The organism is Paenibacillus castaneae, from assembly GCF_002884445.1.
In the GTDB taxonomy this organism is placed as follows: domain Bacteria; phylum Bacillota; class Bacilli; order Paenibacillales; family Paenibacillaceae; genus Pristimantibacillus; species Pristimantibacillus castaneae.
The window spans coordinates 1,614,601-1,637,101 of record NZ_KZ614144.1 but is presented as its reverse complement, the minus strand read 5'-3'; the positions used below and the strand labels follow the sequence as shown (position 1 = coordinate 1,637,101).

The following is a 22,501-nucleotide window of genomic DNA, read 5'->3' as shown; positions in this document are numbered from 1 at the left end:
CTATACCTAATCAAATGTTAAAGGAGATGTTCATTTTGGACAATCAGCAATGGATCGCGCCTGAATACTATAATCTCACTTCCGAAATGGAACAGCATCCTCCCGATAAGATTGCGCTTATTTGGTTAAATGAACTTGGTAATAAAGAGGAAATTACATACGGAGAGCTGCGAAAGCAGGCCAACCAGCTCGCAGGAGGTTTAGCAGATCTCGGCCTTCGCCAAGGTGATCCCGTCCTCGTTATGGTTCCAAGGCGCATTATTGCCTATATCATTTATTTGGCTTGTCTTAAACTGGGGCTGGCCATTATCCCTTCTTCCGAAATGCTTCGAGCCAAGGATTTGTCCTATCGCCTTCGGCATTCTGAAGCGAGAGCCGTTATTGCTTGGTCCGAGGTTGCTCATGAAGTCGATAAGATTACGGAAGATATGCCCGCACTGGATTATCGTCTTTCTGTTTCAGGAAATGAAAGCACAATCTCTTCGAATTGGCTGAATCTCGAACATTTAATGATCGATCAGCCTGATACCTTCACAGCAGTAAATACCCGCAGCGACGATATCGCTATTTTGGCTTATACCTCCGGAACAACAGGCAACCCTAAGGCTGTTGTTCATAGTCATGGCTGGGGTTATGCTCATTTGCGAATCACTTCTTCCCTGTGGCTGGATATTCGCGATTCGGATACCGTCTGGGCAACTGCGGCACCAGGCTGGCAGAAATGGATTTGGAGCCCGTTCCTTGCTGTACTTGGAAACGGAGCAACGGGTTTCGTATACAACGGTCCCTTCCAACCAAACCGCTATTTGCAGTTAATGCAGGAGCATGGCATTCAAGTATTATGCTGCACCCCAACGGAATACCGCTTAATGGCTAAGACAGAAAAGTTGAACCAATATGACCTTTCTAGCCTGCGTTGTGCAGTTTCTGCGGGCGAGCCGTTAAACCAAGAAGTCATCCAAACCTTTCAGCGCGAATTCGATATCACCATCCGAGACGGCTATGGCCAGACAGAGAGCACACTAATTATCGGAACTCTAAAGGACACTCCAATTCGGTTAGGCTCCATGGGCAAGTCGATTGCTCCAGGTATTGTAGAAGTAATAGATGAAGATGGTCATCCGCTTCCTCCGGGAGTTGTTGGAGATATTGCTGTACATTTGAGCATGGCGGCATTGTTCAAATCCTATTACAAGGACCCTGAACGAAAAAAAAATAGCTCGCACGGGAACTATTTCGTAACAGGAGACCGAGCAAGAAAGGACGAAGACGGCTATTTTTGGTTTGAGGGTCGTGGAGATGATATTATCATCAGCTCAGGCTATACGATTGGTCCCTTTGAAGTAGAAGATGCGCTTATGAAGCATCCTTCGGTCAAAGAATGTGCTGTCGTTGCGAGCCCTGATAGCATTCGCGGTCATATAGTTAAGGCTTTTGTTGTACTAAAGGATGATTCAACCGCTTCTCCAGAACTGGTTAAGGAGCTGCAGTCGCACGTTAAAGAATGGACGGCTCCCTATAAATATCCTCGTAAAATTGAATTTATTCAGAATCTCCCTAAGACCTCTTCAGGAAAGATAAGGAGAATTGAGCTGCGGGAACAAGAAAAACAGGCAGCACAACAGTAAGTTGGAAAGAAGACTAGTTTGGATAACTAATAAAAATGGCAATAAAAAAGCAGCCCCGATTTGATTTGGGCCGCTATTTTATTGATTCAGCTAGGTTGCTTTCATGTTCGGATCCGGCGTCTTCTCTTGTTCCAAAACTTGATCCATACGCCCATATCATCATCCCGATACAAACGAATTCCTACAATTTTAAAAGGTGTCCAAATTTCACTAAAATAGTAATGAGGCATAAAAATCCATCCTTAACCACAAATTCCCAAGTTGCAAAAACTAAGAAGTATTTTACTTATTCCATTGAGCTAGTATGTTCAGCAGAACGGTTACAGCTTCAGCTCTTGTTGCATGGTCTTGAGGGGCGAATTCATTATTGCCCTTGCCTTTTACGATGCCCGCTTGCTTCACGTAAGCAACGCTCGCTTTCGCCCACGCTGGAATATCGTTGTCATCTGCGAAACTGGTTGCAGCATTCGCTTCTGTGGACTTGCCCAAAGCTTTAGCTAGAATGACTGCCATCTCTGCACGTGTAATCTCTGCATCCGGACGGAAAGTACCATCCTCATAGCCGTTAATAATACCCGCCTGTACCGCTAGAGCGATTGCTTTCTGCGCCCAAGCTGGAATCTTTGCTGTATCTGCGAATGTCAATTCTGCTCCTGCTTCTTGCGGCTTCAATAAATTCATCAGCATGACTGCAAACTCTCCACGAGTCACGGTATGATTTGGCTTGAACGTACCGTCTGGATAACCCGAGACGATTCCGAGGCTCGCCGCTTGCTTGATGTTATCTTCGGCCCAATATCTAGAGATATCACCTAAGTTAATCGTCGGTGTCGGTGTTGGCACCGGGGTCGGGATAGGCGTTGGCACTGGGGTCGGTGTCGGTATTGGTAAACCGCCTCCACCAGATTCAACCTCTTTAGCACGCGTAACAGTGATTGTATATTCCTTCTTCGTAATGCCGTCCTCTGCTGTTACGTGAACGATGAAGGTGTTCTCACCTACTGTCAGCTGTTTTAAACCTAGATCAGTTTCATTAATCGTTGCTGTTGCGTCACTCTTTGTTGCTGTAACTGTCATGCTCGTTACGTTACTTGCTACATTTGCGGTATAAGCCAATGTGCCGCTATCAAACGTCGGGTTCATTGTCACGCCGCTTAATGTCAGTTCGCTTAGTGCTGCATCTGAGCTTTGTGCCCGTCTTACGATAACTGTATATTCCTTCTTCGTGATGCCGTCCTCCGCTGTTACGTGAACGATGAAAGTATTCACACCTACTGACAGCAACTTTGAACCGAGATCAGCTTCGGCAATTGCAGCCGTTTTATCACTCTTGGTTGCCGTAATTGTCGTACTCGTCACATTGTTGGCTACATCTCCGGTATAAGCAAATCTGCCATTTGTAAACTTCGGGCTCAGTGTCACACCGCTTAATGTCAGTTCGCTTAGCGCTGCATCTGAACTTTGTGCACGTATTACAGTAACGGTATAATTTTTTGTAGTACCATCTTCAGCTCTCACATGGACAGTAATGATGTTCTCACCAACTAACAGCTGCTTCGAACCTAGATCATCAGCTGAAATGGTAGCAGTTGCATCATTTTGGGTTGCTTCAACTATCGTACTCGTCACGTTATTAGCTACATCAGCAGTATATGCCAATGTGTCGCTATCAAACGTCGGACTCATTGTCACGCCGCTTAAGGCCAATGCGCTTAACGCTGCATCTGAACTTGCTGCACGTGTTACAGTAACTGTGTAATTTTTGTTCGTGATGCCGTCTTCTGCTGTTACATGGACGGTAAATGTGTTCTCGCCAACGATCAACTGCTTGGAACCTAGATCAGCTGCTGCAATCGTAGCCACTGCGTCACTCGTGCTTGCTGATACAGTCGTGCTCGTCACGTTGTTGGCTACATTTGCGGTGTATGTTAAAGTGCCGCTGGCAAATGTCGGACTTAGTGTCGCGCCGCTTAACGAAAGTTCACTTAGCGTTGCATCTGTACTTTGTGCACGGGTTACGATAACGGTATATTTATTTGTGGTACCGTCTTCCGCTGTTACATGCACGGTGATCACATTCACTCCTACTGATAGCGGCTTCGAACCGAGATCAGCTGTTGTAATCGTAGCTGTTGTATCTCCCTTGGTTGCAGCAACTGTTGTGCTGACCACATCATTAGCTACATTTGCCGTATACGACAGTGTGCCGCTTGCAAACGTCGGACTCAATGTAACACCGCTTAGTGTCAGTGTACTTAACGTTGCATCTGAACTTTTTGCACGTGTTAAGGTAACGGTATATTTATTTGTGGTGCCGTCTTCCGCTGTTACATGTACGGTGATCACATTCGCTCCTACCGATAGCGGCTTCGAACCGAGATCAGCTGCTGTAATCGTAGCCGCTGCGTCACTCGTGCTTGCTGATACTGTCGTGCTCGTCACGTTGTTGGCTACAATTGCCGTGTATGTTAAAGTACCGCTGGCAAATGTCGGACTTAGTGTCGCGCCGCTTAACGAAAGCTCACTTAATGTTGCATCTGTACTTTGTGCACGGGTTACCATGACTGAATAGTTCTTCTTTGTGATGCCGTCTTCTGCAGTTACATGGATGGTCATTGTGTTCGCGCCAACTCTCAGCGACTTCAAGCCCAGATCATCTTCGCTAATCGTAGCCATTGTATTCACCTTGGTTGCCGCTACTGTCGTGCTCGTCACGTTATTAGCTACATTAGCTGTATACGCTAACGTACCGCTTGCAAACGTAGGACTCAATGTCACGCCGCTTAATGTCAGTGCGCTTAGCGTTGCATCTGCACTTTTCGGATTCCTTACATTGGATTGCACAGTCAAAGTTTGTGGCTCAGACTCCGGTTGCAATGCTGTTGCCGCTACACGAACGGAGATAGTATCATTATCCTTAACTGTAATGTTATCCTCTCTGGTTTTAGAAATCGCTTTATACGAATCGTTATTGACTTTGTACTCCATAGTAGCGGTTACACCGCTTAACTTGGTTGTTTCACCGATCGTACCTTGTGTCAAAACTCCAGTTGTCGGTGCTGCTGCTGACTTGATATCCGCTAGAGTAATCGTCAACGTTTGATCGAGCGATGCAGGTTGGGTCGCCCCCTCCGCTAGGCGAATGGAAATCGTTTCGGCAGCATTGACTGCAATATTGTCTACATTTGAACCCGTAATTGCCACATAAGAACCATTGTTAACCTTATACTCCATAGCACTTGTTACGCCTGTTATCTTTGTCGTTCCTGAATCCGTTCCAACGGCCAAAGCGGCTGTTGTTGGTCCTGATCCAGGCTTGATATCCTTTGATTTGACTGTCAATGTTTTTGCGCTTAATACATCTGCCGCTATACGGACAGTGATCGTATCTCCCGCATTTACAGGAATGTTAACCGAATTATTATCATCAATTACATTATAAATACCATCATTAACCGAGTACTCCATGCCGCTTGCAGCATGGTTTATCTTCGTTGTCCCGCCTTCTATCCCTTTCGTCAAATCTATAAACGCCCATAACTGAGGAAAATGATCAGGGAGCATATACCAATCTGAGGTGAAGTTCCAATCGCTAAAAGTGGTCTTGGATTTCATTTCTGCGGTCAGTCTGCCAACACCTTTTCCACTATCCTTTTGGTTTGTTGTTTCGTTGTCGTAGAAGCTATTATTAAGTGAAGTATAATAAAGTTCACCAACTAAGCCGCCTGCATATTCTCCACTCACACTTCCTAATGCATAGCTATCACTAATTGATCCAAAATAACTATAACCAACTAAACCTCCTACAAAAGTACTCTCTATCAAGTCTCCTGTCGCGTAGCTGTTGCTAATTGTTCCTATTTCATTGTAGCCAACCAAGCCACCAGCATAAATTCCGCTTACAGCCACAGCCGTGTAGCTACCGGTTATTTCATTCCTATTATTCCCAACCAAACCACCTACAAAATAAGATCCACTCACAATGCCTGATGCATAGCTATTGCTTATATTTCCATTATTTTGACCAATCAAGCCGCCTACATATTGATAACCATTAACATTTATATTTTCCAACCTCATATTACTAATCGTACTCATGTTATCTGAAATACCGAATAATCCCACATACATATAATATTGGCTTATTCTCAGATTCTTTATTTTATAACCGTTGCCGTCAATGTTCCCTTTAAAACTCTCACTATCATTCCCTATAGGCTCCCAGCTTGCGTAACTGCTCAAATCAATATCTGCCGTCAGTTTGAAATAGAGATCATTGTCTAATTGATTCCTAACATCATCGAGCTGAGCTGCCGTTTCAATCAGATAAGGGTTCTCTATCATGCCCTTTCCTGCACCTATATACACCTTTTTCACAATTTGATTTACAGACGCATCTGGATAACCCAGTGCCTTTACCACGATACTATGATTGCCTTTTTGCAGCACACCGGCCTTTATCGTAATCTTGCCATTGTGAACCGAATAGTCCGTTCCCGAAACAAGCGAGCGCGCCCCATCCATCACCGCCGTGATCGCTTCGCGCCATAGGGCATTGTCTGCGAACGTAATCTCGATGTCCGTCATGTTATTATTATCAGTTATGTCCGCTGTTAAAGATGGCTGGATAAATTGAATATTGTTAATTTCTAAGCTCTTACTGTAGGGCTCTCCATCGCTATCATTAAACGCTCCTGCTTCAATCTTTATTGCGTTTGCCAAGCCTACTAACGTGTCTTTAAAATTGATTTCAAGCGTACTAGAAGTAGCAGTATAGGTTGAATTTGTCACTGTATCGTCTTCACCAAGTGCAATAAAGTCACCCATACTTGTTCTTTTAACTAATATTTTACTTTTCAAATCTTCCAAAGTGCCTGCGTGTGCAGCATAAACATTAAATGTAATCGTTAATGTTTTATTGAAATTTTGAACGACTTTCGTCATTTCCCCGCTATCAAGCTGTACATCACGATAGAAGCATTTTTTTCTTATGCCCCCTTGAGGATCACCGAATACCTCATTTGAACAGGCCGTACTGTTAGTCACAATTTTAGATATAAAATTATAACTATCAGAAATACCCCAGTATCGTACTTCTTTTGTTCCTTCAAAGCTGCAAGTGTTTTGACTTCCAGCACCTTCATCCGCACAATATGTCCAACCTGGACTGCCGTCTGGCCCCGTGTTTTCTACAGCCGCAGATGCAGGCAACGCAAGCGAAGATGAAAACAAAGAAAATACCATTAGTCCTAATAATAAACGAACCATAAAACCTTTTAATAACACTCGCAAAGAGCCTGGTACTCTTTTTATAACCATAGTTATTCTAACTCTCCTATTGATCGAATTGACTGTTTCTAGTTCTCGTACCTATATGTAGCTATAAGATAACAATACAAATACTAGGCCATAGTTCTTTGGAACGATGTAAAAAGGGGAAAATTCCTGATTCTCTACTCTTCTTTATTTATTCTTGGTATTCCTCCCTCTTTTATACTATTTTTTTGTTGCAGTTTATCTTTTTATGTCGAATCTATTCTCGGCACTATTACTATAAGACTATATTCTCAAAAAAAAAACTCCCCAAACGGGGAGGTAAACGTTAAGAAATGGGTGGTTTCATATCAGTATCATTAATTCATTGGCATGCTGCAGCGCTTGCACTCGATTGTTTACCCCAAACTTACGATACATATTTTTAATGTGAAACTTAACGGTTTCGCCTGTTATGTTTAATCGATGGGCCATTTCCTTGTTTGACAAACCTTCTGCGATTAATCGCAAAACCTTTGTTTCTTGTTCTGTCAGAATTTCTTTAACCGAGCCTCTCGGCAAAACACTAAAAGCCTGAAGCAATTGCTTCATATAGCCAGTTGAAACCACACTATTATTTTTAGAGAGATTACTTTTCTGTGCCTTCAAAAAAACAGTCAGCAGCTCCGCCACTTCAGGGCCTTCATCAACAAAGCTTCGAATGTACCCCTCAGGTTCCGCAAGATGTAGCGCAGCTTCAAACTGAATCCCAGCAGCCTCAGTACGACCTAAGCGCCGAAGCATCACGCTTTGCATAATTAATACTTTGATTTGATCCCGGAGGCGATCCTCCTTCTCTAATATACGGTACATCTGTTCCAATAAGTACAGCGCCTCCTCTATCCGTGCACACGCTGCAAGCACTCTAGCCAAGGATAGATACTCTGCCATACGAATCAGTGAAATCTCATCCGTATGCGCCAGACCGCACCTTCTCATCCAATCAAGAGCAGCTTGGAGTGAGCCTTGCTGCAGGGATAGACAAGCTTGTTCGGCTTCTATGCCCAACATAAATAATTCATAATCGGGGGAGTCGATTTGCAGCGTCAACCTTGCGAGCAGCTCTGATGCTCGGTTTGGATTTCCTTTCGCTTGCTGAATTCTAGAAGCACCTATATAGTTGGGAATCGTAATCCGCGCATAAGGCTCTATGTCCTTACGTCCAAGCGCTTTAAAAGCATAATACTCAGCCTCATCCAGCCGATTCCACTCATACATCAATTTGCTGTAGGAAGCATATAAAAATCCAATAAAGGGGTATTCCTTCTTATCCCCCCATACTGTAATCCATTTCATTAGGAATGTTTCTGCACCATGAAGATCGTTGATATGCGCCAAATAATCATCAAATATATCATAAGCTTGGTATCTGTTACGCCCCATCGTTTGATAGAAGCTGCCTTCTGGCACAAGTCGTTCTACCCATTCGAGATTTGCTGACATTTGTTCCAAGTCCTTTTGAAGATAAGAGGAGATTGAACAAAAAAAGTAGATATTGCCCATTACCTTATGCCATTCCCCATCATTCATTTTCCCCTGCAGCATTTGAAACCGGATTTTCACTTTCTCAATTCTGCTGAATGCGGCTTGCCATTCTCCAACGCCCAGTAAGACTGATATATATAATAAATCGATCATCGGCTTCTCCGCAAAAGCGTTTTCCGGCAAAAGAGATACCCACTTCATTAACAAATCATTTTTTGAATGCACTAATTTATGTAGATTTTTCTCGATTAACCGCACGGCATTCTCTATCTGTTTTCCTTCTAAGTAATGCTCTACCGCCTCTTCGTCGAATCCATGATGCTCTAACCAATTCGCCGCAGCAATATGTACTTGGATCCATTTTTCCAGGTTTGTTCGAAACAATATTTGTTGTAAAAAATCAGAAAGCAGATGATGATACCTATACCAATTTCTCTGGTCATCTAAAGGGATAACAAATAAATTCAGCTGCACTAATTGCTCCAATTGCTCCTGACAATTGCTGTGTCCTGTAACAGCCTCGCATAATGAATGATTCATCCGGCCCAGAATAGAGGTTTCCATTAAAAAAGCGCGTATAGATTCCGATTGATGATGAAATACTTCTTCCAACAAATAATCGGATATATGCTGCTGCTGTCCTTTAAATTGTTGAATGGTCGCATCTATGTTCTCACTTCGCTTCAGAGAGATCGCTGCAAGCTGCAAGCCGCTGATCCAACCCTCTGTCTGATGAAACAGCTCCGTGACTTGCTCTTTTGTAAGTAATAAATCGGTCGTATCCCGAAAAAAAACAAGCCCTTCATCCAGCTTAAAACGCAAATCGTCCATAATGATTCGATGGAATTCGCCTTTTGCCAAAAGTCTGGTGGTTGGTATTATTAAATCGGTACGACTTGCGATATACATGTGAATATGGGAAGGTAAATGTTCGAGCAGATAGGTCATAGAATGGTTTATAGAGGAGAGTTCAATGACGTGATAATCGTCGAGAATAATGACGAGTTCGCCGCTTAATAGACTGAGTTCATTAAGAAGTGCTATAATCGCAGGCTCTGTAGACATCGAAGGTCCTTTCTCAAGAAGCAGCCCTACTGTGGAGCCAAAGCCAGGATCTTTCTCCTGGATAGAAGCAATTACGTATTTCCAGAACTGAATCCAATCATTATCCTGCTTATCTAGCGAAACCCACGCCACAAGTGCATTGCATTGTTTCACCCATTCACTTAAAGCAGTTGTTTTGCCGTATCCGGCCTGCGCGGAAACAAGCGTCAACTTGGCATCCATCCCCTCGTTAAGCTTTTGCATCAGCCTAGGACGGTATACTAAAACGTTACGCACATGAGGGATATGAAGTTTTGTACTTACAATCAATGACAGCCCCTCCGGAAGTGTACCATATTTTACAATTAGCAGCCGTTGCAGAAAATATATCTATTTCTCTATTATATCAGATTAGACAGCATTAAAATACGAAAGGATGCTTATTGCTATGCACCTGACTGGCACCCGCAACAGCATCCAAATACGCCTTCAGATCGTCTCTATAACTTAGTGCAATCCATTAAATCGTACTTTCTATCGGAACCATGTCTCTGCGGCGATAAATACCGAGCAGCAATCCCACCATCGCGAAATGAATGATTTGGCTGGTTCCTCCATAGCTCAAAAACGGAAGCTCGAGATTTCCAAATGGAACAAGACCAAATACCATGGATACCGACCAAATAAATTGTATGACGAATAAAACGCAAATACTTGTTGTAACTCGCTTACCATACTCATCTTTTATAAAAATAACAGAAGATATTAGTCTATAAATAAAACCGAAGATAAGAATCAAAACGGACAAGCCTGCAATCCATCCAAAACAGTATATGAAATAAGGCAGAACTCCCTCACTATGGACATACGGAATACGTAGATTGGCTCCTATACCATGTCCCCACCAATTGTTTGTCCCCATCGCTTCCAGCGATTTTGTGAGCATATAATCCGAATTTGAAGAATCCGTTTTTGAATAGAAGAAAGACATAATCCTGCTTCTCAGGTAATTAGAACTTGGTATTGAAGTCAACATTAAGCTGCAAACACCGACTACTCCAATACTAATGGCCATGCTTATGGCCTGCAATGTGCTTTTACGTGTTATCCAAATATGAACCATAAATATGACAGCATATATGCCAATCCATATAAAGACATTCAACTTTGCCAGAAAAATAATCGGCAGTAAACCGCGATAAGCTAACTGGGCTAGCGTTGAATTCCAATTCCAATTTCTCGCTGGCGCAGCCCCAGCCAACCCAAGCAGCATAGCAAAGATAGATATAGTTGGGACATAAAGAGAAAAACCGCCTCCAACCGTTAGCCATGATCTCTGACCATTCACTTGAAGACCAAACCACGAGCCCAATAGTAACAATATGAGACCTAAAATGAAAAAGTGTTCTGAATATTTTTTGAGTTTCTCATAATCAATCACCCAAAATATGGCCATACATGCTAGACCAACGAATGTGTATAATAGCTTTCGTTCAAAAAATAATATGTAGCCCGGTTGGTCAGCCGACGATTGAATGCTGGCCATAGTCAATAATCCTGCTGCAGATAACAGAAGCAGCGGAAACAGAAGACCCCAGTTTGTGTGTGGACGATGAGCTTTGTTCAGATCCCTTCCAATCTCCTTCGGATCACCCATGCTGCTAACAGCATGTTTTACAGCCTCCTCGTCTGACATGCCGTTTGCCAGATTGTCTGACACATGCTCTTCAATATGACAAAGCAGCTCTGACTTGATTTCATCATGAAGTTTTTTGGCTCTAACTTGCTGGCAGACCGTATTTAGAAATCCTTTAATCTCGGGGTTTTCCAATTCTAATATGCTGCTCATGCCTTTCCCTCCCCCAGCACACAATCAACGGCATTACGGAACAAGCTCCATTCTTGTTTTCGTTCCTCTAGCTTAGATATTCCGGTCTCCGTTATGCGATAATATTTGCGTTTGCGCCCCTCATGGGTTTGCCAGTAAGCCTGTACCCATTCTTCCGTCTCCAAGGTGTGGAGGATTGGATAAAGCGTCCCTTCTTTAAATAAGAAGACTCCGCCTGATTTTTTCTCCATTTCTTTAATAATTTCGTAGCCGTACATTTCGTTACGTTCCAATAATTTCAGGATGAGCGTAACCGTACTGCCTTTCAAAAGTTCTTTGTTGATTTTCATCAGAGCATTCTCCTCAATACATCGAATATCTATACATCGATTATCTATGTATATTATATTAATCCTATAAGTGAAATGCAAGCTTCCATTTTCATGCTCAAATCACCTCATTTCCATCCGGATTGACAAAGTTTTCTCAATCAATTATCATTGATAATAATAATCAATATCAAATAAAAAAAAGAGCCCTCGAATTATTCGAGAGCTCCTATCGATTCCAACGGCTCTATACGCCCAGCCATTTTTTGAATAAGTGCTTAGTTGTATCTTTATTGATCGCCGCAATTGATGTCGTAAGCGGAATGCCTTTCGGACATGAGCGTACGCAGTTCTGCGAGTTGCCGCAGCCTTCGATACCGCCATCTGTCATCAGCGCATCAAGACGTTCTTCTTTGTTCATTTCACCTGTTGGATGAGCATTGAACAAACGAACCTGAGAAATCGCTGCTGGACCGATAAAGCTGTTACGATCATTAACGTTCGGGCATGCTTCCAGACAAACGCCGCATGTCATACATTTAGACAACTCGTAAGCCCATTGACGCTTCGTTTCCGCCATACGCGGACCTGGACCAAGATCATAAGTTCCATCGATTGGAATCCATGCTTTAACCCGTTTCAACGCGCCGAACATGCGCTCACGGTTGATGACAAGGTCACGGACAACAGGGAATGTACGCATTGGCTCAAGTTTTACCGGCTGCTCCAGCTTATCAATAAGGGCGCTGCACGCTTGGCGAGGCTTGCCGTTAATGACCATGGAACATGCGCCGCACACTTCTTCCAAACAGTTGGATTCCCAACATACGGGTGCAGTGCTTGCGCCGTCTGATTTTTTCGGATTACGTTGAATCTCCATAAGTGCGCTTATTACGTTCATATTCGCACGATAAGGAATTTCAAATTCTTCATTATAAGGCTGTGATTCGGGAGTATCTTGACGGGTAATGATGAACTTAACCGTTTTTGTAGCAACAGTCGCTTCAGCCATCGTTATTCTCCTTTCTTCTTGTCGCTCGAGTAATCGCGTTTACGAGGCTTAATCAAGCTAACATCGATGTCCTCATAAGAAATCTGTGGACCTTCTTTCGTCCATTTCGCAATCGTCGTCTTCATGAAATTCTCATCGTCACGTTCTGGGAAATCCGGCTTATAGTGAGCGCCACGGCTTTCGTTACGAAGCAGCGCACCTGCTGTCATAGCTTCAGAAAGCTCAAGCATATTCCAAAGCTGACGAGTGAAGGCAACACCCGCATTATTCCAAGCAGACGTGTCATTAATGTTAATATTGGCATAACGCTTCTTCAGCTCTTTGATCTTGACGATCGTAGCTTCCAGCTTGTCATTGAAACGTACGACGGTCATATTGTTAGTCATGACTTCGCCAAGCTCTTTGTGAATGACATAAGCATTTTCAGTTCCGTTCATTTTGAGAATGCTGTTGAATTTATCCGTCTGACGTTTATTTTCGCGATCAAATACGGAGGATGCAATATCCTCAGCCGATTTCTTCAAGCCTTTGATATACTCGACCGCTTTCGGTCCAGCAACCATACCGCCGTAAATAGCGGACAGCAAGGAATTCGCGCCAAGACGGTTACCGCCGTGATATTGATACTCGCACTCACCAGCTGCGAACAGACCTGGAATATTCGTCATTTGATTGTAATCTACCCACATGCCGCCCATAGAGTAATGAACAGCAGGGAAAATTTTCATAGGAATTTTACGTGGATCATCACCCATAAATTTCTCATAAATTTCAATGATACCGCCAAGCTTAACATCAAGCTCCTTCGGATCCTTATGAGACAAATCAAGGTAGACCATGTTTTCTTGATTGATTCCGAGCTTCTGATCGACGCAGACGCTGAAGATCTCACGCGTAGCGATATCCCGCGGCACTAGATTTCCGTATGCCGGGTATTTTTCTTCCAAGAAGTACCAAGGCTTGCCGTCTTTATAAGTCCAAATACGTCCGCCTTCACCACGAGCTGATTCTGACATCAAGCGCAGCTTATCATCGCCTGGAATTGCTGTTGGGTGAATTTGAATGAATTCTCCGTTAGCATAATTAACGCCCTGCTGGTAAACCGCGCTTGCAGCTGTACCTGTATTAATAACAGAGTTCGTTGTTTTTCCGAAAATAATGCCAGGACCGCCTGAAGCCATAATAACAGCATCAGCACGAACTGTATGCACTTCCATCGAACGCAGATCTTGTGCAGAGACTCCGCGGCATACGCCGTCGTCATCGATAACTGCTCCAAGGAATTCCCAGTGCTCGAATTTATTTACCAAGCCTGCTGCTTCCCACCGGCGTACTTGCTCGTCCAGTGCGTAGAGCAATTGTTGACCCGTCGTTGCGCCAGCAAATGCTGTACGTGAATACTTCGTGCCGCCAAAGCGGCGGAAGTCCAGCAAGCCCTCAGAAGTACGGCTGAACATAACGCCCATCCGGTCCATCAAGTGAATAATTCCTGGCGCGGCATCACACATCGCTTTAACCGGTGGCTGATTCGCGAGAAAGTCACCGCCGTAAATCGTGTCATCAAAATGCTCCCAAGGAGAATCGCCTTCACCCTTCGTATTAACGGCGCCGTTGATGCCGCCTTGTGCGCATACGGAATGTGAACGTTTGACCGGCACAAGCGAGAACAGATCGACGTGCACGCCTGCTTCTGCCGCTTTAATAGTAGCCATCAAGCCAGCAAGTCCGCCGCCTATGATGATAATTTTATTTTTAGCCATTACGCTTCGCTCCTTGTCTACAAACTATCCGATATTCGTAAATGCTAATGCAGCGCTTGCTGCTTCCTTAAATTCATCGCCAGTGAAAGCGACAAGAGAAAGGATAAATAGTGCAGAAACCACAACAAAAATGCCCATGCAAATATACGATGAAATCCGCTGAGCTTTAGGTCCGATCGTAATTCCCCAGCTAATCAGAAACGCCCATATACCATTGCTGAAATGGAATACCGCTGCTAGCACACCGATCGTGTAGAGTACAAACATAACTGGATTGGTTGCAATATCGTGCATTAGTGAGCCTAGCTCCTCATGCGTAACCTTTCCAAGGTATACTTGGATGCGAGTCTGATATACGTGCCAGAATACGAATACAAAAGTAATTACCCCTGTTACGCGCTGTGCGGTAAACGCCCAGTTCCGGCCGTATTTAAAGCGTCCCGTATTTGAGTTCGATTGGTAAGCGACATATAAGCCGTAGATACCATGGAACAAAAGCGGGAGATAGATGCCGAAAATTTCGAGTAAAGGCAGCACTGGCATGCTGTTAATAAAAGTTACACCTTTCCCGAAGCCTTCAGGCCCGCGTTCAAACGCCTGGTAATTGGTCAGTCCGTGCACGACGATAAACATGCCGAGCGGAATGATCCCGAGAAGCGAGTGAAGCTTGCGCGAGAAATACGAATTTCCTTTCATGTCATTCCTTCTCCTTTCAATCCTGTGAATTCTGTCATTCTTTTGTCCAAAAAATATAAGTAATTATGAGTTGGCCTTATATATTACTTATATTTCTGCGCGAAGCGTGTGCTTCCCCCCGCCACTAGAGGCTGTTAGTCCTTCACGCTAGACAAACCATTCTACATTGTAACCCTACCATGTATCTCCGTCAACAAAACTCGACACATATTAGTCACACTTCCCATCCTACTCCTTTTCAGCTTATAATGGAATTGCTTATTTTTTATAATTTCTTATAACAAAATGACATAAGGGGTGCGGTCAATGAATGAAGAAATGCATGTGTTCACCGTTATCGTGGAGCAGTCCAGTATGAATAAAGCGTCAGGCTTGCTCAACTTGTCACAGCCTGCACTCTCACGCAAAATAGCTAAGCTCGAACAAGAAATTGGCGCTCCACTCTTTCGCCGCATTGGCAAACGGCTTGAGCTTACGCGGATTGGGCAGTTAACATACGAATACGCGCTTGAGCTGCGTCAGCAGCATCGCAAATATTTGCAGACATTATCTGAGTTCACAGCGCTCGGACATACTTCGCTTACGATTGGAGCAAGCTTAACCACCTTGCAAACAACGCTGCCCGACCTCATTCAAAACTTGACCTCTACGCATCCTGAAATTGATATTAAAGCTGTAACAGGCAAAACCCATGAAATCGTATCTCTCGTCCGGGATCACAAAGCTGACATTGGAATCGTCGCCTCCAGCATCGAGGATTCAACGCTGCGCTGCATCCCTTTATTCGAGGATCATTTATCTCTTGTGCTTCCACGAAACCAAGTGATTGCCGATAAGGACAAGCTAGGCATACAAGACTTAACCGGGATGCCGATGATCCTGTTCTCTAAGGGAACCTGGTACCGGCTCTTGACGGATGAGCTGTTCGATAAGTATCATCTGCAGCCCGATGTTCGTATGGAAATCGACTCTTTCGAAGCAATATTGCGATTGCTGCATACCTGCAGAGCTGCGACCCTGCTCCCGAAATCCTATATGCGCCATCAGCAGCTGGAGGACAACGAGCTCATTATCGTACCTATACGAGAGTTGGAAGATACCAAACGAACAACGTCGCTCATTCATGCAGATTCAGCTGCTTTGAGTCCGTCCATTCGTCTATGGATCAACGAGCTTGCTGCAAGCTTTGCAACTCATAAGGACAGCCGCTTCTGAAATAAGCGGCTGTCCTTCATTCTTCCCATAATTGCAATTCCAAATCCATATGAGTGCACGATCTATCGTATAACAGTAGTCTCGAAATCTTCGATTTGTTCATTTGTTCCTATAATAACCATGACGTCATTAACCGTGAGCAGATCCGTTGCAGTAGGCGCAATAATAATGCCCTCTGGTTTGTTAATCGCTACGATGCTGCAGCCGAATCTCGCGCGCATATTAAGCTCGCGGAGCGATTTCCCATTAATGCATGTCGGAACAGCAAGCTCAGCAATTGTATAGTCTTTGGACAATTCAATATAATCAAGCAAATTCGGCGAAACGAGCTGATGTGCAACACGTATGCCCATATCCCGTTCAGGATAAACTACGCGGTCAACATCCAGCCGCTCAAGCACACGTCCATGCAGAACGCCCATCGCCTTTGCCACAACCTTCTTAACGCCTAAGTCCTTCAACAAAATCGTGGTCAGAATACTTGCGTGTATGTCATCGCCAATGGCTACAACACCGCAGTCAAAGTTGCGAACGCCAAGTGAGCGCAGCGTCTCTTCGTCAGTACAATCGGCTGAGACAGCGTATGTGAGTACACTGCTCATCTCCTGGACAGCTTCCTCATCCTTGTCGATACCTAGCACTTCATGACCGAGATCAACCAGCTCCCGCCCCAAGCTTGAGCCAAATCTTCCAAGACCTACAATAACAAACTGACTTTTTTTACTCCCCACTTACCTGTTCCCCTTTATCCAATCGTAATTTTTCCTTCAGGATGCCGATACAATTCTTTTTCAGTCCGAGGACCTAGCGCATAAGCAAGTGTCAATAGACCAAGACGCCCAGCAAACATCGTAACCGCAAGAATAAGCTTACTGGCGTCGGACAGCTCCGGCGTCAAGCCGAGTGTTAGCCCCACTGTCGCGAAGGCAGACACAGCTTCAAACAATACAAACAGAAACTTCTGGCCCTCGATCATGGAGAGAAGCATCGTTACAACAATAACTAGCACTAGCGATAACAAAGTAATCGTAAGTGCCTTGAAAATACGATCCTTTGCAAGTCGATAGCGGAATAATACAATATCCTCGCGTCCCCGGATCATCGAAATGACTGCTCCGATCAGTACGGCAAACGTAGTTGTCTTAATACCGCCCCCCGTAGAGCCGGGGGAGGCGCCAATAAACATCAGAATAATAATAAAAAATTGAGTAGCTTGTCGCAGTTCTGTCAGATTAATCGAATTATATCCCGCCGTTCTTGGCATAACGGATTGGAAAAGGGCTGATAATACTTTCCCTCCCCATTCAAGGGAGCCCAATGTCAACGGATTAGAAAACTCAAATACAAAAATAATGATAGTGCCAAGTGCAATTAGTGATCCAGTCACGGTTAATACGACCTTACTGTGCAAAGACAGCTTGCGATTATGACGCCATTCCAGCAAATCGGACATGACGACAAAGCCTAAGCCGCCAAATATAACGAGCAGTATCGCAGTTATACTCACAGTGGGATCAGATGCATATAAGGTCAAACTCCGATAACCGCCGAATATATCAAAGCCCGCATTGTTAAAGGCAGATATGGAATGAAATACGCCATAATAAATCGCTTTGCCAAGCGGCATATCAGCAGCAAATCTGGAAGCAAATAATACAGCGCCGACTAATTCAATCGATAGTGAATAAATAATAACCCGACGAATTAATCGTACGATACCTTCCATGCTGGATTGATTCATCGCCTCCTGCAATACGAGCCGTTCCTTCAGAGAGATCCTTTTGCGGAAAACGAGGGCAATAAGCGTTGCCATTGTCATAAAGCCTAGTCCGCCAAGCTGGATCAACGCCATTAATATGACCTGACCTGCCACGGAAAAGTAGGAGCCCGTATCAACGACAACCAGTCCCGTTACACAAGTTGCTGATGTGGCCGTGAATAAGGCATCTACTAATGACAGCCGCGTTCCGCTCGATGAAGCGAAGGGCAATGTTAATAAAAAGGCTCCCAGCAGTATAATAACAGCAAACCCGCTAACTAGAATTCGTGGCGGCGACCACGCTAATTTAGCATTTATTTTCATATTTCAGCCTTCTTCTTCGTTCCGTCATCTATTAAATCGCGATTAGTAAGCATAAAAAAAAGCACTGGAAACTCAAGTGCTCTGTGCGATGAGTCCTGATCCAAGTTGCCTACGAGGTTAGCTGTCGGATTCGGGCCTGGTCAGGCTGCCCTATTCAGCGGTTCAAGTTGCTTTTCCGCTAAAATTCACCCCATGCCGTCGCAGCTGAATAAACGACTTTCCGTCTATTCTTCATGTGCAACAGCTTATGGTTCCCCCGTTTTCCTAAGGAAATTCGGCATTGCTATTCAATTCGTACAATGTTATCGATTATAATCCCTAAGCTGGTCTAACACAAAGCTTGCATTACGCATAAATAGGCGATATTTGACCAAATCAAGGCACTTGATCGCCGTAGCATCCATCAAGCTTGATAGATATCGTTTTATCTCACTTTCTTGAAAACAATCTTATAGTTTCATTGGATAAATCAGGGATTAATATGATAAGGTATGAACATAGTATATCTATACAATGAAGACAATAGGGGTGAACCAATGATTGAATTTATCAAGCCAAATGAGTGGAAACGATTTCTTTGGGTGGCGATTGCCTGCCTCGTTATTTATGTAGCTGTTGATATTGTTCCCATGATTTCGTCCATTTCATCTGGCGAGTACAACACCAAGGTCATCGACAAATCGGCTGCAGAGCAGCAAGCAGCAGACTTCTCCAAAAAGCACACGGGGCTGGATGTCAAATCAGCCAAAGCTGTGCATCAAACGGATAAAGTATTAAATGGTTATTTATCCAAAGAAGAGCTTGCCAAAACGTACAATGATCAATATGATGCAAGCTTTCCTACTGATACGTTTCGAGTGGATCTGAAATTTGTCCAAGGCGGCAATGGTTTCGTATACGTACATATGCAAAGTGGAAAAATTGTTGCCTGGAATTTTCTTATTGATGGTAAAGAATTACCCAAAACAGAAAAATCGAATCAGATTATCGCTTTTCTGACTGGACAAGGCTTCCAAGCAAGCGAGATGAAACTGGGCAAGCTGTTCCCGAACGGTGAATGGAATATAAAGCCTACCAGCTACTCCATCAAAGAGGCGACTTTTAATATAGACGTGAACGCGTCGATCGTCGATGAGCGCACCGTCATCACCAAATACAAACCAGCCTTTATTGCACCGCCAGCTTATATTAATTATGTAAATAGCCAAGATAAGCTCGCCGGACTGCTTACCGGCTTCGGTTATTTCTTTATGAGCTTCGTCTTATTTGTACTGGCGATCATTTACGCGGTTCTGTATCGCAAATTCACTTCATTCAAGTACGGTATTCTTTTAACTATCGTGTATTTCATAACGTCCCTTATTATGAATTTGAACATTATGGACGGCATTCGTTCTACTATGGGCGAGAACACGATGGCAGACCAAACCGTGATGGTTACAGTTGTATTCACCGTATTGCTGATGTTCCCAATGGCTGCTTCTATTTATATCTCACTCGTGGCTGGTGACGGGCTTTGGAAAGCACAAGGACGCAATTTATGGCCGAGATTCGGACAGCCGGGATATGGAGATTATGTTTGGCGCAGCATGGGGATATCTTATTTATTTACTATCATCCTCTTTGCGATTCAGGCCGTTATCTTTATTGGATTAAAGCTTACGATCGGTACGTGGGGTACGACCGATGCGACGCAATCGCCTTATAACATTAGTATTTTATGGCTTATGCCTGTGCTCGCTTGGGCTGCGGCTATTTCTGAAGAAGCTGTATTTCGGTACTTTGGCATCGGACTGTTCCGCAAATGGTTTAAGAATACGTTCGCCGCGGCAATTCTGCCCACGCTTTTCTGGGCGCTTGGCCATGTTATGTATCCTTTCTATCCATCCTCGACGCGTCTTATCGAGCTTATGATTATCGGTCTGTTGTTCAGCTTTATCTTTATCCGTTATGGATTAATTACAGCCATGTTCACCCATGCGATATTTGACAGTGCAGCAGTCGGAATATCACTATTGACGGTTGGAAGTGCGCCTAATATCATTTCTGCAATCTTCTTTGTTGTATTGCCAGTCCCCATTGCGTACATCATTAGACATTTAAGCAACAAAAAAGGGATAAAGCCGTCCGTTAGGACGACTCCTCCCTTAGAGCAGCTATAATCTGCGAAGCTAATTTTTCACCAATAGACAGGGGCCGAAAGTCTTCGACTGAGGCCTCTTTTATTTTTTTGATCGAGCCGAAATGCTTGAGAAGCAGCTTGCGGCGCTTCTCGCCGATACCCGGAATAGAGTCGAGCTTCGATTCAACCATGGATTTACCGCGCTGCTCACGATGAAATGTAATGGCAAATCGATGCACCTCATCTTGAATCCGCTGCAGCAAATAAAACTCTTGGCTGTCGCGCGGCAGCGGCACAATCTCAGCTGGATCACCCGTCATCAGTTGCGCCGTCTTATGCTTCGCATCCTTGACAAGTCCGCACACAGGAATGAACAAGCCCAGCTCATTCTGAAGCACATCAACAGCAGCAGATATTTGTCCTTTGCCGCCATCGACAACGATTAAATCCGGCGCGGCAAGCTCCTCTTTCAGCACGCGTTCATAACGGCGGCGAATAACTTCACGCATCGTTTCATAATCATCCGGCCCTTGAACCGTTTTGACTTTGTATTTGCGATATTCCTTGCGATCCGGCTTGCCGTCTGTGAACACAACCATCGCTGAAACGGGATTTGTACCTTGTATATTGGAATTATCGAATGCTTCGATCCGGCGCACCTCTTCAAGGCCTAACCATCCTGCCAGCGACTGTGACGCCTTGACGCTTCGCTCCTCGTCCCGCTCGATTAAGCGAAACTTCTCATCGAGCATCACCTTGGCATTGTCCGTAGCCATCGTCACAACCTCGCTCTTGCGCCCTCGCTGTGGCATGAGTACCTTTACCTTCAGCCAGCTGTGCAGCGAAGCCATGACGTCATCAGCGCGCGAGGAAGCGGCCTCGTCAGCCCCTTTCACCACTTCCGCTGCCTCTTCGGCATTGTGGGCCGTCTGCTCCTGCTCCAGCTCCGGTGGAAGCGGCAGAAATATTTGCTTCGGCAGCGCAGGGTTATCACTATAATACTGTGTGACGAACGTCATGAAATCATCATAGGCTTCTCCGTAGAATGGAAAGGTTGAACCATGTCGCTCAATCAGCTTGCCTTGACGCATATACAGAATCTGCACGCACATCCAGCCCTTATCGATTGCATAACCAAATATGTCACGGTCGAGAGCATCAGACATCGTAATTTTTTGTTTCTCCATAACTGCATCAATAGCAATGAGCTGATCGCGAAACTCCTTCGCCCTTTCGAATTCAAGCTGTTCAGCTGCTTCTTCCATCTTGCGCTGCAGCTCAATCTTCACTACATCTTGTCCACCGTTCAGAAAACGTGATATTTCATTAATCATCTTGTCATACTCTGCCTGCTCCACATCAAATTCACATGGCGCTATGCATTGCCCCAGATGATAATAGAGGCATACTTTATCCGGCAATGTCTTGCATTTACGCAGCGGGTATAACCGATCAAGCAGCTTCTTTGTCTGCTGTGCAGCATAGGCATTAGGATAAGGACCGAAATACTTCCCCTTGTCCTTAACTATACGCCGAGTGACTTCCAGCTTAGGATGCTTTTCGTTGGTTATTTTAATATAAGGAAAGGTTTTGTCATCTTTAAGAAGGACGTTGTATCTCGGATGATATTGCTTAATTAAGTTGCACTCAAGGATGAGTGCCTCCATATTGCTTGATGTGACAATAAATTCAAAATCTCTGATCTCCGATACGAGCCGTTGTGTCTTGCCGTTATGGCTTCCGTTAAAATAGGAGCGAACCCGATTTTTGAGCACTTTCGCTTTCCCGACATAAATAATGACACCTTCGCTATTTTTCATTAAGTAACAACCCGACTGATCCGGGAGCAAAGCCAGTTTGTTCCGTATCGTCTCTTTTGCTTCCGCAAGCTGCTGTTCAGCCTGCAAATAATCTCTTTGCTGTTGATCCATGCTCTCGCCTCCGACTGCGATACGATTCTGTACACATTTTAGCATAGTTGAACAG

Annotated in this window: 13 protein-coding genes and 1 riboswitch; of the genes, 3 read left to right on the top strand and 10 right to left on the bottom strand. The window is 44.3% G+C overall.

What is annotated here, in order from left to right:
- The first annotated feature begins 32 nt into the window (after positions 1–32).
- Positions 33–1,628: an acyl-CoA synthetase MbcS gene (mbcS, locus tag CEF13_RS07030; RefSeq protein ID WP_102716255.1), complete on the top strand. Its 1,596-nt coding sequence runs from the start codon at positions 33–35 to the stop codon at positions 1,626–1,628.
- A 282-nt stretch (positions 1,629–1,910) separates the two neighbouring features.
- On the opposite strand, the gene CEF13_RS07025 is transcribed toward mbcS, so the two are convergent.
- The 7 genes from CEF13_RS07025 to CEF13_RS06995 all read right to left on the bottom strand — a co-directional run bounded on the left by CEF13_RS07025 (position 1,911) and on the right by CEF13_RS06995 (position 15,095).
- Positions 1,911–6,947, bottom strand: a complete 5,037-nt coding sequence (locus CEF13_RS07025; protein WP_102710045.1) for a cadherin-like beta sandwich domain-containing protein — start codon at positions 6,945–6,947, stop codon at positions 1,911–1,913.
- A gap of 300 nt (positions 6,948–7,247) precedes the next feature.
- Positions 7,248–9,800, bottom strand: coding sequence for a winged helix-turn-helix domain-containing protein (locus CEF13_RS07020; protein ID WP_102710044.1), 2,553 nt, complete (start codon positions 9,798–9,800; stop codon positions 7,248–7,250).
- A 190-nt stretch (positions 9,801–9,990) separates the two neighbouring features.
- Positions 9,991–11,319, bottom strand: a complete 1,329-nt coding sequence (locus tag CEF13_RS07015; protein ID WP_102710043.1) for an FtsW/RodA/SpoVE family cell cycle protein — start codon at positions 11,317–11,319, stop codon at positions 9,991–9,993.
- Entirely contained in the window at positions 11,316–11,648 is a 333-nt protein-coding gene (locus CEF13_RS07010; protein ID WP_102710042.1) for a PadR family transcriptional regulator, read from the bottom strand. Before CEF13_RS07010 ends, CEF13_RS07015 begins: the two co-directional genes overlap by 4 nt.
- A gap of 226 nt (positions 11,649–11,874) precedes the next feature.
- Positions 11,875–12,639 carry a succinate dehydrogenase iron-sulfur subunit gene (gene sdhB, locus CEF13_RS07005; RefSeq protein WP_102710041.1) on the bottom strand — a complete coding sequence of 255 codons (765 nt, stop codon included), beginning with the start codon at positions 12,637–12,639 and terminating at the stop codon, positions 11,875–11,877.
- A gap of 2 nt (positions 12,640–12,641) precedes the next feature.
- Positions 12,642–14,399: a succinate dehydrogenase flavoprotein subunit gene (sdhA, locus tag CEF13_RS07000; RefSeq protein WP_102710040.1), complete on the bottom strand. Its 1,758-nt coding sequence runs from the start codon at positions 14,397–14,399 to the stop codon at positions 12,642–12,644.
- 24 nt (positions 14,400–14,423) lie between these two features.
- Positions 14,424–15,095 (bottom strand): succinate dehydrogenase cytochrome b558 subunit, encoded by a 672-nt coding sequence (locus tag CEF13_RS06995; RefSeq protein WP_102710039.1) that lies wholly within the window; start codon positions 15,093–15,095, stop codon positions 14,424–14,426.
- Between the two features lie 306 nt (positions 15,096–15,401).
- Between CEF13_RS06995 and CEF13_RS06990 the strand changes: the two genes are divergently transcribed.
- Positions 15,402–16,310, top strand: a complete 909-nt coding sequence (locus tag CEF13_RS06990; protein WP_102710038.1) for a LysR family transcriptional regulator — start codon at positions 15,402–15,404, stop codon at positions 16,308–16,310.
- Between the two features lie 62 nt (positions 16,311–16,372).
- On the opposite strand, the gene CEF13_RS06985 is transcribed toward CEF13_RS06990, so the two are convergent.
- Together CEF13_RS06985 and CEF13_RS06980 are read right to left on the bottom strand one after the other, a co-directional pair.
- Positions 16,373–17,041, bottom strand: a complete 669-nt coding sequence (locus CEF13_RS06985; protein WP_102710037.1) for a potassium channel family protein — start codon at positions 17,039–17,041, stop codon at positions 16,373–16,375.
- Positions 17,042–17,055: 14 nt separating this feature from the next.
- Complete coding sequence (locus CEF13_RS06980; protein ID WP_102710036.1) at positions 17,056–18,393, bottom strand: TrkH family potassium uptake protein; 1,338 nt, start codon at positions 18,391–18,393, stop codon at positions 17,056–17,058.
- Positions 18,394–18,484: 91 nt separating this feature from the next.
- Positions 18,485–18,683, bottom strand: a riboswitch (cyclic di-AMP (ydaO/yuaA leader).
- Between the two features lie 246 nt (positions 18,684–18,929).
- Here CEF13_RS06980 and CEF13_RS06975 point away from each other — a divergent pair.
- Complete coding sequence (locus CEF13_RS06975) at positions 18,930–20,555, top strand: CPBP family intramembrane glutamic endopeptidase (RefSeq protein WP_166742886.1); 1,626 nt, start codon at positions 18,930–18,932, stop codon at positions 20,553–20,555.
- Here the strand turns inward: CEF13_RS06975 and uvrC are convergent.
- A complete protein-coding gene (uvrC, locus tag CEF13_RS06970) occupies positions 20,524–22,446 on the bottom strand; it encodes an excinuclease ABC subunit UvrC (RefSeq protein ID WP_102710034.1) in 1,923 nt (640 codons plus the stop codon). The genes CEF13_RS06975 and uvrC overlap by 32 nt on opposite strands.
- Between the last annotated feature and the right edge of the window lie 55 nt (positions 22,447–22,501).

What these genes read in the sequence shown, in the direction of transcription:
- sdhB (WP_102710041.1), bottom strand. Translation starts at nt 12,639, where the DNA reads ATGGCTGAAGCGACTGTTGCTACAAAAACGGTTAAGTTCATCATTACC.
- CEF13_RS07010 (WP_102710042.1), bottom strand. Translation starts at nt 11,648, where the DNA reads ATGAAAATCAACAAAGAACTTTTGAAAGGCAGTACGGTTACGCTCATC.
- uvrC (WP_102710034.1), bottom strand. Translation starts at nt 22,446, where the DNA reads ATGGATCAACAGCAAAGAGATTATTTGCAGGCTGAACAGCAGCTTGCG.
- CEF13_RS07015 (WP_102710043.1), bottom strand. Translation starts at nt 11,319, where the DNA reads ATGAGCAGCATATTAGAATTGGAAAACCCCGAGATTAAAGGATTTCTA.
- CEF13_RS07025 (WP_102710045.1), bottom strand. Translation starts at nt 6,947, where the DNA reads ATGGTTATAAAAAGAGTACCAGGCTCTTTGCGAGTGTTATTAAAAGGT.
- CEF13_RS06980 (WP_102710036.1), bottom strand. Translation starts at nt 18,393, where the DNA reads ATGAAAATAAATGCTAAATTAGCGTGGTCGCCGCCACGAATTCTAGTT.
- CEF13_RS06990 (WP_102710038.1), top strand. Translation starts at nt 15,402, where the DNA reads ATGAATGAAGAAATGCATGTGTTCACCGTTATCGTGGAGCAGTCCAGT.
- sdhA (WP_102710040.1), bottom strand. Translation starts at nt 14,399, where the DNA reads ATGGCTAAAAATAAAATTATCATCATAGGCGGCGGACTTGCTGGCTTG.
- CEF13_RS06975 (WP_166742886.1), top strand. Translation starts at nt 18,930, where the DNA reads ATGATTGAATTTATCAAGCCAAATGAGTGGAAACGATTTCTTTGGGTG.
- CEF13_RS06995 (WP_102710039.1), bottom strand. Translation starts at nt 15,095, where the DNA reads ATGAAAGGAAATTCGTATTTCTCGCGCAAGCTTCACTCGCTTCTCGGG.